The organism is Methylobacterium sp. JK268 (assembly GCF_054052225.1).
On sequence record NZ_JBSVZN010000050.1, the window covers coordinates 1 to 14,239 of the forward strand.

General features: G+C 64.2%; 12 protein-coding genes, 1 tRNA gene and 2 pseudogenes. 3 read left to right on the forward strand and 12 right to left on the reverse strand.

Annotated elements, in window-relative coordinates:
* Positions 1-422: pseudogene (locus ACW9J6_RS32825) on the reverse strand (IS5 family transposase); the annotation flags it as partial.
* 215 nt (positions 423-637) lie between these two features.
* Between ACW9J6_RS32825 and ACW9J6_RS32830 the strand changes: the two are divergent.
* Genes ACW9J6_RS32830 through ACW9J6_RS32840 form a run of 3 tightly spaced genes read left to right on the forward strand, consistent with a single transcriptional unit; the run spans position 638 to position 2,670 of the window.
* Positions 638-925: a hypothetical protein gene (locus tag ACW9J6_RS32830; RefSeq protein ID WP_457120530.1), complete on the forward strand. Its 288-nt coding sequence runs from the start codon at positions 638-640 to the stop codon at positions 923-925.
* A gap of 6 nt (positions 926-931) precedes the next feature.
* The gene (locus tag ACW9J6_RS32835) at positions 932-1,459 is read left to right on the forward strand and encodes a hypothetical protein (protein WP_457120531.1); all 528 of its coding nucleotides are present in this window, start codon (positions 932-934) and stop codon (positions 1,457-1,459) included.
* Between the two features lie 44 nt (positions 1,460-1,503).
* The gene (locus tag ACW9J6_RS32840) at positions 1,504-2,670 is read left to right on the forward strand and encodes a glycosyltransferase family 61 protein (RefSeq protein ID WP_457120532.1); all 1,167 of its coding nucleotides are present in this window, start codon (positions 1,504-1,506) and stop codon (positions 2,668-2,670) included.
* A 295-nt stretch (positions 2,671-2,965) separates the two neighbouring features.
* Here ACW9J6_RS32840 and ACW9J6_RS32845 read toward each other — a convergent pair whose 3' ends face one another.
* From ACW9J6_RS32845 to ACW9J6_RS32895, 11 genes and pseudogenes are all read right to left on the reverse strand, one after another.
* Complete coding sequence (locus ACW9J6_RS32845) at positions 2,966-4,645, reverse strand: thiamine pyrophosphate-binding protein (RefSeq protein WP_457120533.1); 1,680 nt, start codon at positions 4,643-4,645, stop codon at positions 2,966-2,968.
* Positions 4,646-4,719: 74 nt separating this feature from the next.
* Positions 4,720-5,382 (reverse strand): coiled-coil domain-containing protein, encoded by a 663-nt coding sequence (locus ACW9J6_RS32850; protein WP_457120534.1) that lies wholly within the window; start codon positions 5,380-5,382, stop codon positions 4,720-4,722.
* A 55-nt stretch (positions 5,383-5,437) separates the two neighbouring features.
* Positions 5,438-6,610 (reverse strand): CaiB/BaiF CoA transferase family protein, encoded by a 1,173-nt coding sequence (locus ACW9J6_RS32855; protein ID WP_457120535.1) that lies wholly within the window; start codon positions 6,608-6,610, stop codon positions 5,438-5,440.
* A gap of 194 nt (positions 6,611-6,804) precedes the next feature.
* Entirely contained in the window at positions 6,805-6,999 is a 195-nt protein-coding gene (locus ACW9J6_RS32860; protein WP_457120536.1) for a hypothetical protein, read from the reverse strand.
* Positions 7,000-7,130: 131 nt separating this feature from the next.
* Positions 7,131-8,192, reverse strand: a complete 1,062-nt coding sequence (locus ACW9J6_RS32865) for an ABC transporter ATP-binding protein (RefSeq protein WP_457120537.1) — start codon at positions 8,190-8,192, stop codon at positions 7,131-7,133.
* 21 nt (positions 8,193-8,213) lie between these two features.
* On the reverse strand, positions 8,214-9,056 hold the full coding sequence (gene ugpE, locus ACW9J6_RS32870; protein ID WP_457120538.1) for a sn-glycerol-3-phosphate ABC transporter permease UgpE: 843 nt from the start codon (positions 9,054-9,056) through the stop codon (positions 8,214-8,216).
* 9 nt (positions 9,057-9,065) lie between these two features.
* Complete coding sequence (locus ACW9J6_RS32875; RefSeq protein WP_457120539.1) at positions 9,066-10,058, reverse strand: adenosine kinase; 993 nt, start codon at positions 10,056-10,058, stop codon at positions 9,066-9,068.
* Between the two features lie 84 nt (positions 10,059-10,142).
* A pseudogene (locus ACW9J6_RS32880) lies at positions 10,143-10,929 on the reverse strand (IS5 family transposase).
* A gap of 60 nt (positions 10,930-10,989) precedes the next feature.
* Complete coding sequence (locus ACW9J6_RS32885; protein WP_457120540.1) at positions 10,990-12,582, reverse strand: DUF262 domain-containing protein; 1,593 nt, start codon at positions 12,580-12,582, stop codon at positions 10,990-10,992.
* A gap of 563 nt (positions 12,583-13,145) precedes the next feature.
* The gene (locus ACW9J6_RS32890) at positions 13,146-13,466 is read right to left on the reverse strand and encodes a hypothetical protein (RefSeq protein ID WP_457120541.1); all 321 of its coding nucleotides are present in this window, start codon (positions 13,464-13,466) and stop codon (positions 13,146-13,148) included.
* Positions 13,467-14,159: 693 nt separating this feature from the next.
* Positions 14,160-14,235, reverse strand: a tRNA-Thr gene (locus ACW9J6_RS32895).
* Between the last annotated feature and the right edge of the window lie 4 nt (positions 14,236-14,239).

Consider the following 14,239-nt stretch of genomic DNA (forward strand, 5'->3'; position numbering starts at 1 on the left):
GCGGACGACCAAGTGGATCTTGGTGCTCAGGCCGCCGCGGGACCGGCCGAGCGCCTGATCGGATGGGGCGGGATGATCAGACCCCCTTTTTTCGCGCCCGCCGCATGTTGGTGAGCGCGTACGATGGTGGAGTCGACGATCAGGTACTCGAAGTCGAGATCGTCGGCCATGGCCTCGAAGAGGCGCCACCACACGCCTTTCTGGCTCCAGCGGCTGAAGCGGCGGAACACGCTGTTCCACTCGCCGAACGCCTCGGGCAGGTCGCGCCACGGCGCGCCGGTGCGCACGATCCAGAGCACACCTTCCACGAACATGCGGTTGTCGCGACCCGTCGAGCCGCGCTGATCCGGCCGGCCGATGATCAGGGGAGCCATGCGCTCCCATTGGGTATCGCTGAGAACGAGACGATCCAGAACGCCCAAGGCTGCCCTCCAAAAAGCAGCCTTGAATCACGCAGGACTCGCCAAGGGAACCCCAAGAGTCCACACCTCCTAGGGCAGGCCGCGCTCTGCCCGAGCCGTGATGCCTGCCCAGATCTTCGGGCGTGACGCAGGATTCCCTCGACGAGCGGTTCTGAACCGTTCAATACGCCGCAACGAGGCCGGCGCCGTCGCGAGGCCGGGAGTTCAGCACCGCGGTGAACCCGTCCACGTCCTTCCACCTGCCGGGCGCGGTGTTCTGCACGCCGGAGCACGTCGACGATCCGAAGGGCTGCTACTTCACCCACACCGTCGATCTGCCCGGGTACGGGATCATGGCCGGACACCGGGACCTGCGCGGCCGCGTCGAGGACTGCCTCGGCTTCGTGGACGTGAGCCGCAAGCGCGTCCTGCATCTCGGCGTATCCAGCGGCTTCCTCTGCTTCGAGATGGAGAAGCGGGGGGCGGACGTGGTCTGCCTCGACGGAACCCGCAGCCGCGCATGAGACGTCGTGCCGTTCCCGCTGCTCGACACGGCCGCGACGCACGAGGCGTTCGACCAGCACCTCGGCGCGATCCGGCAGGCCTACTGGCTCAGCCACCGCGCCCTCGGATCGCGCGTACGGCTCGCACTCGGGACGGCCTACGCCATTCCGGACGTCGTCGGCCCTGCCGAGGTCGCGGTGCTCGACGGCGCGCTGTCCCGCCTGAGGGATCCATTCCGGGCCCTCCACGCGGCCGCTCGGTTCACCCGCGAGACCGTCATCGTCACGGACCTCGCCGCCCCGCGCCGGTGGTGGCGGGACGCCGTCACCCGCCCCCGCCATCTGCCGGCCTTCCTCGTACCCCGGGCGGACCGGCCGTCCGGGTGGTATGCGTGGTGGCGTCTCCCTCCGGCGATCGTACGGGAGATGCTGGCCATCCTCGGCTTCGGGGAATCGGCCGTGCACCGCCCTCGGCCGCGTCCCGGGGAACCGCCCTTCTACACGGTCGTCGCGCGCCGGACGGACCCGACCAACGACGACCTCGGGGCGGGTTGAGGGTGACCGCAGGTCGGGACACGAGCGCCGAGGGCTGACCGGGCATGCAGCGAGCGTTGAGGAGGATCTCCGACCTGTGGGGTGAAGCGCGGATCCTGACGGAGCCGCCGCGCCTGCGGACCGTCCGGAACGCGCGCTACCTGCCCCTCGCGCAGGGTGGGGCCTGGGGCGTGTTCGACGCCGACCGTCGGATCGTCGAGGAGAGCGTGGACTATGTGGGTCCGGAGCGGCATCTCCCCCATCAGATCGTCGACTGGCCCGCGGACATGCCGGACCCGGTCGAGGAAGCCCCCGAGGAACACTACCTGTATGTCGGCCAGATCAATCCCCACTACGGACATTTCATCATCAACACGCTGGCCAGGTTCTGGCCCCTGCTGGACGCCGCTGGGGCGCGAATGCCGATCCTGTGTCACGGCCCTGTCGAGGCGCACGGGCGCCTGAGCAGCCCCGCTTTCGTCGCAACCATCCTCGAGCGCCTCGGGCTGCGGCTCGCCGATCTGACGGTCTTCGACCGCCCGGTTCGGGTGCGGCGCGTCACCGTGATCGCACCCGCCCTCCGGGAACTCGCCTGGGCTCATCCCCGAATGGCCGCCCTCGGGGAGGTGATCGGCCGGACCTCGCTCGAAGGCGTTCCGGTCGATGCGGACGATCGGCCGGTCTACCTGTCGAAGGCGCGCGTGGCCGCGTACGTGCAGCGGGTCGAGAACGAGGAGGACATGGCCGAGGCGCTGAGCCGCGCCGGCGTCGACGTCGTCCACCCGGAAACACTGAGCTTCGACGAGCAGGTCCGCCTCTTCGCGCGGCGTCGCACGGTGATCTCCTGCATCGGGTCGGCGCTGCATACAGCCCTGTTTGCTCCTCCGGGCCGTTCGTTGATTGTCATAACTCCATTCTCGAGAATCAATGCGACTTACGTTTTGGTGGATGCCATCAAGAAGAACAATGCACGGTACTATCACCCGCGTCGGGTAATCCACGACCGCTCCGACGTGCGGGAGACCTTCAGCTTTGCCGAACCTGCCCGAATCGCGGACGAGTTGATCCTGCGGATGGCGCATCCCGAGGTGTCGGAGAGATGGGACGAGCTGGATGGACGGGCGACGTGGCATCAGTCACCGATCCCGCCCCTTCCTCCGCGATTGACACGAAGAAATTATTTGTCTTTTTTTGGTGGCTTGCTGGATCTGTGGAAGAGCACGCAAATCTAGAGCATTTTTAGACGAAGTGGATAACGGTTCATCGCAGGAAATGCGAAACAATCAAAGACCTAGAGCAGTGTCCGATTGCAACGTGACCGGATACTGCTCCAGGGCGGCGACGTCGATCCGGACCGGACGGAAGAAACCCGAATCGATCCCCTTCCGGGCGGGGCCTTCACGCCCGATTGACCAGTCCGATGAAGCCGGCCCGCTCGCGACCTGTCCGGGGCGCTGCGTCGTCGAGGGCCTTGCGTCGAACCGGAGGCTGACCTCGTCGGACGATGTGCTCGGCGAGGCCGCACCCTCAGCGCCGGCCGCTGCCCTCGCGCAGGGCGGTCAGCGTCGTCGTGGGCGTGATGGCCTCCGGGTCGATCGGGCAGTGCAGGATCGCCGGCAGGCCCGAGGCGCGGGCGCGGGCGAGCGCCGCCGGGAAATCCTCGGTGCGGGTCACCCGCTCGCCGTAACCACCGAAGGCGGTGGCGTAGGCGGCGAAGTCGGGGTTGCGCAGGCTCGTGCCCGAGACCCGGCCCGGATACGCCCGCTCCTGGTGCATCCGGATCGTGCCGTACATGCCGTTGTCCACGAGGATGACCAGGATCGGCAGGTCGTACTGCACGGCGGTCGCGAAGTCCTGGCCGTTCATCAGGAAGTCGCCGTCCCCCGACACCGCCACGACGGTGCGCTCCGGCAACAGGCGCTTGGCGGCCACCGCCGCCGGGATGCCGTAGCCCATCGAGCCGGAGGTGGGCGCGAGCTGCCCGTCGAAGGCCCGGAAGGGCCAGAACCGGTGCACCCAGGTCGCGAAGTTGCCCGCCCCGTTGCACAGGATCGCGTCGCGCGGCAGCGCCTCGCGCAGATGGGCTATCACGCCCCCCATCTGCAGGGTCCCGGGCGTGGTCACGCCCGCGGGGTCGCTCCAGGCGCGATAGGCGACGTGCGCCTCTCCCGTCCCCTCCGCCCAGGGGATGCGGGCGGGCGGCTGCACGGTCTCGATCGCCGCCGCGAAGGCGGTGGGCGTCGCGTTGATGGCGAGGTGCGGGCGGTAGACGCGGCCGAGCTCCTCCGGGTCCGGATGGACGTGGACGAGGCGCTGGCGGGGTCCGGGAATGTCGAGGAGCGCGTAGCCCTGCGAGGGGATCTCGCCGAGGCGCCCCCCGACGAGGAGCAGGAGGTCCGCGTCGCGGATGCGGGCGAGGAGGCGCGGATTGACCCCGAGGCCGAGATCGCCCGCGTAGCAGGGGTGATCGGCCGGAAACAGGCCCTGCCGCCGGAACGAGCAGGCGACCGGCAGGTGCAGGAGGTCGGCGAAACGGGCGAAGCGGCGCACCGCCTCCGCGCTCCAGCGGCTGCCCCCGAGGAGCGCGAAGGGCCGCTCGGCCTCGGCGAGCAGCCGCTGGAGGGCCACCATCTGGGCGAGGGCCGGATGCGTCTCGGTGACCGCGAAGGGCAGCGCGTCCGGCACCGCCGCCATCTCGGTGAGCACGTCCTCCGGCAGAGCCACCACCACCGGACCGGGCCGTCCCGCCGTGGCGACGTGGAAGGCGCGGGAGATCAGCTCCGGCAGCCGCGCCGGGTCCTCGACCTCGGTCACCCACTTGGCGATCGTGCCGAACACCGCCCGGTAGTCGATCTCCTGGAAGGCCTCGCGCTCGCGGGCGCCGCGCTCGACCTGGCCGACGAACAGGATGAGGGGCGTCGAATCCTGGCGCGCCACGTGCAGCCCGGGCGCCGCGTTGGTGGCGCCGGGGCCGCGGGTGACGAAGCAGATCCCCGGCCGGCCGGTGAGCTTGCCCGCCGCCTCCGCCATCATGGCGGCCCCGCCCTCCTGCCGGCAGACCGTGAGGCGGATCTCCGCATCGTGCAGCGCGTCGAGCACCGCGAGGTAGCTCTCGCCCGGCACGCAGAAGACGTCGCGGACGCCGTGCGCGAGGAGCTGGTCGACGAGGATGCGGCCGCCGCTGCGGGGCGTGGCGCTGTCAGGCATCGCGTGAGATCTCCTGTCCCGATCCCGCCGGATCGCACAGGAGACGGCTCGCGGAAAGGGGCCGGGCGAAACCCTCAGGGCTTGAACAGGCGCATGAAGGTCACCAGGGCACCGATCGTGGTCAGTGTCTGGAAGCCGACGATCCCGAACACCCAGCGGATCAGGTCGGTCTTCGCGGATTCGATCTTGGCGTCGAACCGGGCCTCCAGGCTCTGCCGGTCCGCCCGCATCTCGGTCCGCAGCGTCCCGTGACCGGTGAGCATGTCCTTCCGGAGTGCGTCGTGGCTGGTGATCATCTCCTTCCGGAGTGCGTCGTGACCGGTGATCATCTCCTTCCGCAGCGCTTCGACCTCGGCCTTGAGCTGCAGGGTGTCGGTTTTGGTCTCCGCCCGCAGAGCATCGATCTCGGCCTTCGTCGCCGCCCTGACGGCATCGAACTCCGCCTTCGTCGCCGCCCTGACGACGTCGAACTCCGCCTTGGTCGCCGCCCTGACGCTGTCGAATTCGGCCTTGGTCTCGGCCCGGAACGAACCCAGGTCGGCCCTGAGGCCCTCCATGTCGGATTTGGTCGCCAGATCGCCCTGCATCGCCTCCAACAACGCATCGGCGAGACCTTCGGCCTGCTCGGCCGGCATCTTCGCCCTGTCCCGCAGCGTGCGGGCGAACTTGAGCGTATCGAAGGCGACGGCGGTCATGCGGGCCGGTGCAGCTCGGGCGGCCGCTCTGGCAGCGGCCATGTCCACCATGATGCCGCAACGTTAGGAAATCGCAATGGCTGCGCGTCCGAGCGCGTCACCCGCCCCAGGCCGGATCCGCCAGCACGCTCTCGGTGTGGTCCCCGACCTGGGGCGACGCGCGCTCGGCCACCATCGGCACCCCGTCGATGACGATGGGCGAGCGCACGCTCGGCACGCTGCCGCCCCGCGCCCGCGGCTCCGGCAAGTCGACCCGCAAGCCCCGGTGCACCACCTGGGGATCGGCGAAGACCTCCGCGAGGTCGTTGATCGGCCCGACCGGCACGGTGACGGCCGTGAGCCGGTCGAGCAGGTCGGCCTTCGCGTGCCGGCGCGTCTCGTGCGCGATGAGGGGGATCAGCACGGCCCGGTTCGTCACCCGGGCCGGGTTGGTGGCGTAGGCGGGATCGCGGTGCCATTCCGTGCCGAGCACGCCGCAGAACCGCGCGAACTGCCCGTCATTGCCGCAGGCGACGATGATGTGGCCGTCCGCGGTCGGGAAGACCTGGTAGGGCACGATGCTGGTATGCTCGTTGCCCATCCGGGGCGGGAGCTGGCCCGAGACGAGGTAGACCAGGGCCTGGTTGCCGAGCACCGAGACCTGGGTGTCGAGGAGCGCCATATCGATGTGGCAGCCCTCGCCCGTGGCGTGGCGGCCCTGGAGGGCGGCCAAGATCGCGGTGGCTCCGTAGACGCCCGTGAACACGTCCGCGAAGGCGACGGCATTCTTCACCGGCTCGCCCGCCGGCTCGCCGGTGAGCGACATGATCCCGCCGAGCCCCTGGATCATGAAATCGTAGCCGGCCCGCGGTGCGTAGGGCCCGTCCTGGCCGAAGCCCGTCACCGAGCAGATGATCAGGCGCGGGTTGAGCGCCCGCAGGCTCGCGGGGTCGAGCCCGTACTTCGCGAGGCCACCGACCTTGAAGTTCTCGATCATCACGTCCGCGTGAGCGGCGAGCCGCCGCACCACGGCGCGGCCCTCCTCCGTCTCGAAATCCGCCGCCACCGAGCGCTTGCCCCGGTTGGCCGAGTGGAAATACGACGCGGAGAGCGTGCCCCCCTCCGCCGCCTCCACGAAGGGCGGGCCCCAGCTGCGGGTATCGTCGCCCGCCCCCGGCCGCTCGACCTTGACGACATCGGCCCCGAGATCCGCCAGGAGCTGGCCGATCCAGGGTCCGGCGAGGATGCGGGCGAGTTCGAGCACCTTGATGCCCGCGAGCGGCTTGTGCACGGCGGAAGCCTCTGACGCGACGGGGAGAGCGGCCTTCTAGAGCATTTTCCGACGAAGTGGACACCGGTTCGTCGCAGAAAATGCGGCAAAAACAAAAACCTAGAGCAGCGTGCGATGGCAACGCGATCGGGCGCTGCTCCAGGACCCGTGACGGGCCCGATGCAACCGAACCGCTCAATCCCCGCGCGCCGGCCCTACGCGCCGGCCGCGAGAGGCTCGACCTCCTCGTCATACGGCGGCTCGGCGGGGTTCTCCCCGTCCTGGGCCAGCAGGGCGTCGAGGAGGGTCGCGTCCTTGAGGACGCCGATCACCTCCAGAAGCTGCTCGTAATCGGCCCGGCGCAGGGTGACGGTGTCCTCGGTCTCGGCAATCGGCTGGATCGTGCTCATCGCGGCATCTCGCTCGTCATCCGGTGCCGCGCCCGGCGACGGGATCCGGCAGCCCCGGGAAGGGTCCGGCGTGACTTTGGGTCAGGGATTGCGAGGATTCCGTCAACGCCGCGCGGATCGGGACGCGCCGGTCACGCCGCCCCGTTGATCCGCCGGCCCGTCCCCGGGTCGAAGAGGTGCAGCGCGTCCGCGTCGAAGGCGAGGTGGAGCGCGGCGCCCTCCGCCGGCTCCGGCCCGGCCGGCACCTGCACGACCACGTCGCGCTCCCCCAGCATCCCGTGCAGCAGGCGGGTCGCGCCGAGCTCCTCCACGAAGGCGACCGTGAAGGGCAGGCCCTCGGGGGCGACCCGCAGGGCCTCCGGCCGCAGCCCGACCTCGACGGGCCTGCCGGGGACGAGCCCCGGCCAGGCGCCCGGGACGATCTGCCCGGCGAGGCGCAGGCCCCCCTCTGCCCCCTCGGCGGGCAGGATGTTCATCGGCGGCGAGCCCATGAAGGTGGCGACGTAGCGGGTCGCGGGCCGCCGGTAGATCTCGAGCGGCGTGCCGACCTGCTCGATCAGCCCGCCATTCATCACCACGAGGCGGTCGGCCATGGTCATGGCCTCGACCTGGTCGTGGGTGACGTAGACCGTGGTGACGCCGAGCTGGCGCTGGAGGCGGCGGATCTCCACCCGCATCTGCACCCGAAGCTTGGCGTCGAGGTTCGAGAGCGGCTCGTCGAACAGGAAGACCTGCGGCTTGCGCACGATCGCCCGGCCCATCGCCACCCGCTGGCGCTGGCCGCCCGAGAGCTGGCGCGGGTAGCGGTCGAGGAGCGCGTCGAGGCCGAGCAGCCGCGCCGCCTCCGCCACCCGCGCCCGGATCTCCGCCTTCGGGGTGCCACGGTTGCGCAGCCCGTAGGCGAGATTGTCGAAGACGCGCATGTGCGGATAGAGCGCGTAGTTCTGGAACACCATGGCGATGTCCCGCTCGGCCGGCTCGACCGCGTTGACCACCCGCGCGCCGATGGCGATCGTGCCGGCGCTGATCGTCTCCAGGCCGGCGATCATCCGCAGCACCGTGGACTTGCCGCAGCCGGACGGCCCGACCAGGACGCAGAAGGCGCCATCCGGCACGTCGAGCGAGACGCCGCGCACGGCCGCGACGCCGCCCGCGTAGGTCTTGCCCACCTGATCGAGGACGAGGCGCGCCATCCGGTGTTCCGTCGCTGGGGGCTACTTCTCGGTCTCGACGAGGCCGCGCACGAACAGACGCTGCATCGCCACCACCACGGCCACGGGCGGCAGCATGGCGAGCATGGCGGTCGCCATCACGATCTGCCACTCGGCGAGCTGGTCGGTGATGGTGGTCATGCGGCGCAGGCCGATCACCACGGTCTGCATGTCGGCGCGGGTCGTGACCAGGACCGGCCAGAGGTACTGGTTCCAGCCGTAGATGAACAGGATGACGAACAAAGCCGCCGTGGTGGTGCGCGAGAGCGGCAGCAGCGTGTCGAGGAAGAACCGCACCGGCCCGGCCCCGTCGATGCGCGAGGCCTCGACGAGTTCGTTCGGCACCGTGAGGAAGAACTGCCGGTAGAGCAGCGTCGCGGTGGCCGAGGCGATCAGCGGCAGGGCGAGGCCGGCATAGGAATCGAGCAGGTGCAGGTTCGCGGCGACCGCGTAGGTCGGGTAGATCCGCACCTCGACCGGGAGCATCAGGGTGACGAAGATCAGCCAGAACGCCGCCTGCCGGAGCGGGAAGCGGAAGTAGATCAGCGCGTAGGCGGAGAGGAGCGAGATCGCGATCTTGCCCGCCGCGATGAGGAGCGCGGTGATCAGGCTGTTGACCAGCATGGTGCCGACCGGCGCGCCCGCGAGCCCGGTCTCGGTGAGCGCCCGCCGGTAATTGTCGAGGGCGTAGGCGCCTGGCCAGAGCGGCATCTGGCCGTTGGCCACCGTGGCGCCGTCATGGGTCGAGGCGACGAGGGCGAGGTAGACCGGGAAGGCCACGATCCCGACCCCGATCCACAGGACGAGGTGGGGAACGAGGTGGCCGAGGCGGCGGTTCTCGACCATCGCGCCGGCTCAGAGGCCTTCCTGCGCGGCGAGCGCCTTGAGGTCGGCCTGCGGCCGCGCCCCGATATGCTGGATCACCTCCGCGGCCGCGATACCGCCGAGCCGCGCGCAATCGGTGTGGTCGAGGCCGCGGGCGAGGCCGGCGAGGAAGCCCGCCGCGAAGAGGTCGCCCGCACCGGTCGTGTCGACGAGGTCGCCGATGGGGAAGGCCGGCACCGCGCGCGTCTCCTCCCGGGTGACCACGAGGGCGCCCTCCGCCGAGCGGGTGACGACGCCCAGGATGCCCTCCTGACGCAGGGCGGAGAGCGCCGCGTCGGCGTCGGCGGTCTGGTAGAGGCTCTTCAGCTCGTGGATGTTGGCGAACAGGATGTCGAGGCTGCCGTCGCGCACGAGGCCGAGGAATTCCTCGCGGTAGCGGTCGACGCAGAACGCGTCCGACAGGGTGAGCGCGACCTGGTTGCCGGCGCCGTGGGCGACCCGTGCGGCCTTGCGGAAGGCGTCCTTGGCGGCGGGCGGATCCCACAGGTAGCCTTCGAGGTAGACGAAGCGGGCGCTGGCCGCCGTCGCCTCGTCCACGTCCGCGGCGGTGAGGCCCTGGCAGGCGCCGAGATACGTGTTCATGGTGCGCTCGCCGTCCGGCGTCACCAGCACGAAGCAGCGCGCGGTGGCCGGGCCCTCGGCGGCGGGGGTGACGTCGAACCGGACCCCGGTGGCGGTGAGGTCGTGCCGGAAGAGCCGGCCGAGCTCATCCTCCCGCACCTTGCCGACGAAGGCGGTGCGCGCCCCGAGCTGGGCGGCGCCGACCGCGGTGTTCGCCCCCGAGCCGCCCGACACGATGGTGGCCGGGCCCATCACCCCGAACAGGTGCTCGGCCCGCGCCTCGTCGATGAGCTGCATGGCGCCCTTGTGGACCCCCTCGCGGACCAGGAAGGCCTCGTCGGTGCGGGCGATGATGTCCACGATCGCGTTGCCGAGGACGAGCAGGTCGAGGGGAGCGGTCATGCGGCGGCCCGAGCGGAGGGATCCCTCATCGGGCTGTCGCATCCGGAGTCGGACGGGTCAAGGTGGGGCCCGAGCTCTGCAGTCTTAGAGCGCGTAACAGAATCGTCTGATCTGGCGCAGGGTGATGAGGCTTGCGGCGAGGGCGTTCACGGCTTGGTAGATGTTGGCCTGGCGGTCGTAGCGGATTGGCACGCGGCGAAAGCGGTTGAACCGCGCGTGGGTGCGCTCTGCGACCCAGCAGTGACGGCCAAGCCGCTCGCTGCTCTCGATGCTGCGTCGTGCGATACGTGGCACAATCCCGCGGGCGCAGCATTCCTGACCCCTCGCCTTGGCATCGTAGGCCTTGTCGACGCGCAGCTTGTCGGGCCGGCGGCATCCCCGCTCCCGCCGACCGCTGCGAAGGCTTGGAACGGCATCCAAGGTCGGAGCCGGCATCGGGCTGCCGTGCTGGTTCGCGCCCGTCAGGACGAAGCTTAGCGGCGTGCCGCGGGCTTCCATGACGCGGTGGCGTTTGGTGCCCACCTTGCCGCGGTCCGTCAGCTTTGGGCCGGCAGCGTCGCGCTGTCGAGGTAAGCTCGGCTCCGGTCGATCTCGCCTGCTGCGCGCAGGCGCTCCTGCAGCACCTGATGCAGGCCTGCCCAAACACCCCCTTCGTGCCAGTCGCGCAACCGCCGTCAGCACCTCGCCCGCTGCCGCTGTTCATCTGCGTGCAGCATCTCCCAGGGGATGCTTAAGCACAGCACGAACAGGAATCAGGTCAGTGCGGCCCGGTTCGCGATCCGCGGCCACCCCCATTTGGGCAGGGTTTCGGCGAGGGCAGCAGCGGGGGTGTCTCGGTCCAGAGACCATCGGGAAAAAGGGGACAAGCGATGCAAAGCCCGGTCCACCTTCTGCTCGTCCATGCCGTTCTATTCGTTAACCTTGCCATTTTTCATTTTTGCACTCCTCTCTTCAAGGGCTCACAGGATACATGGCTCGCTCCATCTAATATTTTTTGCGCACGTAACTTCATAGCATCAAGCTCACGACCGGTATCAACGAGGTCCATAAATTCATTATCTATGTATTGTCTTTCAAGTATGTATTTTTGAGCATCCGTGCTAGAGCTGAGCAAGTATCTTGCAAGAGAAATCGCGGAATGACCAATATCCGGTTTGACATCGCCAAGGTAAACTACATTACCTATGGTTCTTGCCGAGGATACGTCTCTACCGGACATTTTAGATAACTGCATTCTATCGAATAGTGGGAGGAATTTATCGTAAGGCACTTCTAACAACGGTTCATGCTTAAACAAGCCTCGGTCAGAAAGGTGTGATAAGAATGCTACCGACATCGCTTTCCCTTTTAGAAATCTTTTAAACAGAAGTTCTTCGGATGCGATATGAACAGGGACAGATTTTATTGAGCCTGTCTTTAATACATCAGAATTAACCTCTTCAATCATTCGGACAAGTGCGTGATCGGGTCGCCCTTGCAGCGATTCGGTCAAGCTAGAGGTTCGAATCCATGTAAGCAGCGACTCCCTTATTCCCGCTAATTCGACGCCGCTGCAAACGAGCCTGAAGAGCAGCAGCCATTGCGCTTCGTACGGAAGTGCATCACTATTTGCGATGCCAACTTCGGAAGATACGAATAAGACAACTTGATCAAGTCTTTTCTGCAACGAATCAACTCCTCTCCTTAAATCAATTGCCGACTTACCCCTTAGTTCAAGTAAGACGTCCGGTAATGGACGGAGTCCCATCACCATACCAAGCGACTTAAGAAGCAGCTCGTCATCAAATCGGAAACCAAGTTGACCAAAATGATCTTGCAAATCCAACAACGCCGCAGAGAGATCGAAGTCATCTGACCATGTCAAAGCCCGCATGAAATCCACGACACCCAATCTCACACCGGTTGAATTGATGCGCTGAAAAATGCTCACGACGTCATTTGGATTGCGATTGTAAATTGTGACTACCGGAAGTAGGTACTCCTGAAAAACAGTCAGCAGTTTTACAGCTCGCTCAAGGTATCGATCGCCGCTTTCCAAACTGGCTAAGTGCCGCTGTTGATCGAGGAAAGCGCGCGGACGAAATACAGTTGCTAGTGGTATAGATACGATTTTATCTGTTAGATCGCGTGAGCTTAAAAATTTTTCCCCTTCAAGATCAAAATGAACGTCAAATCTCCTATCATCAGCAACTTCGTCTCTGTTAAATACACCATTCAAAGAGCTTAATCTTTGAACTCCATCGAGCACGAAGCTAGCCGGGTATGTATCATCGACCGCCGGAAATCCGGCTGAAACACCCTTTATAGTCTTGAAAACCTTTTTCTCGACCCGCCAGATTAGAGTGCTTCCAATAGGAAATCCAAGATATACGCTCTCAAGTAACTCCAGTACCTGCCGTTCATCCCAGATAAACTCGCGTTGAAACGGGGGCACTCTGTACTCACCCGTGCGGATCCGACGAAACACAGTTGGGAGATGTTCCACCGCAGGAGTAGGCGCTGGTGAACTAATCGTAGAGCTCATGATCTTATCGCGTCCGTCTCTTCGGGAGCATCGTCGTTGTCAACTATATAAGGGTCGCCCTGTAGTGGCCCTGTGCCTTGTTCGTGTCCTACTACTATGGTTTGACGCAAGCTAGGACTAACATCTTCATACAGCCTAAGAAGCAGGCCTTCTAAAAGATGAAGTGAATGACTTAGGTATGAAGCTGAGAATTTGCTTGATTTGTAATCCCATTTCCAAGAATCTCGGTTCACATCGAGCTTGTCGCGCTCTGCCTCATAGAAAACGTGGGTCAAAGCATAAAGCATATACTGCATCTCTGTAGTGATCTGTATCTCGAACTGTACATTTTCTTCGAATGTTTCCCAATCACGTCTCGTAAGTTCGACATTGAGGCTGACGTATATATGATACGCATAGTATCCATGTTCTTTTGCCTGCGCATTAATGCGACATGGTAGAGAAAATTTTTGGCAGATATCTCTAATTAAGTTTGATATCTTTTCTGGCTCATCAATATGTCTACACACGATAGTCGTGCGGACTATATCATTAATTACTCGGAATATATTTTCGTCTGTTACCTATTGATTATTACTTGGCTCTGGGAAGTTTTTATTTTCAACAACATTGATGCGATAAATTTTTGAAATTATCGAACTTACACTTTTTACATTGAGATCGATTTTAGGCGTTACGATATTTATCGGATTATGTTTTGGAGTTGCTTTATATTCTTCTACGAGAGCCTGAAGGCTTGCATAGAAAGGATGATTCTCGAGAGTCGTAAGAAAAATTCGTATGTTCGAATTCACCCAAGTACTTAAGGATTTTGCATTGGGATCAAAGCCGATATTGTGTTGAGCCCAAGTAGCAAACTCATCGAATGTCGGTTTCTCAGGCATCGACGGCATCTGACTCCCTGCAGCGTCTCGGCCGCGCGTAACCCTGCATGTTAGCTTATGCAATTTCAAGTCGGATGTCAGCGTGGGACCGTGCTGTCCCCAAATTCAGAAAGGTCAATCTAGTCAGGAAATCGCGCCTAGAACGGCGGCATTGATGCTTGCCGTCAAGACAATAGGCAGGTAAGTTCCGGGTTTATATGTAATATATCGACGCAATATATGATTTATCGCATGGAAATTAATATTATCAAGCTTCACAGATTGTGCATACAGTTATTTTGAGGTAGATAAGTAGCGGCTGGATAGAAATATAAGATACTTGGATTCTGCCTCCTGAAGCTCTGCGATGCTGTCACATATTGCCACAATTGATATAATGAGTTTATATTATGAATGTTTTAATTTTTTTCGCTGAAAAATCAGGAGCGAGCACTCATGCGGCCAATGTTCTGCTCGTTCCACATCCAAAGCTTGAATCACAGCACCAGCCCAGGCGGAATCCCAATCAGCGGATATCCAAACAGCCTCTAAGAAGCTGACCTTGCTCCGAAGTTGCGCGAGGTGGCTGAACGATTCGAAGCGGAGTTGGACAAACGCAAGACGCGCGTTGTCAAACCACGGGCTTGTAAGTGTCAAACTTACAGGCTGGCTATGCGAAATGGCTAAAACTTCTAAGCTTTTGAAAGGGTTAAGTGGTGCCGCAAGAGGGATTCGAACCCCCGACCCCCTCATTACGAATGAGGTGCTCTACCAGCTGAGCTATTGCGGCATCG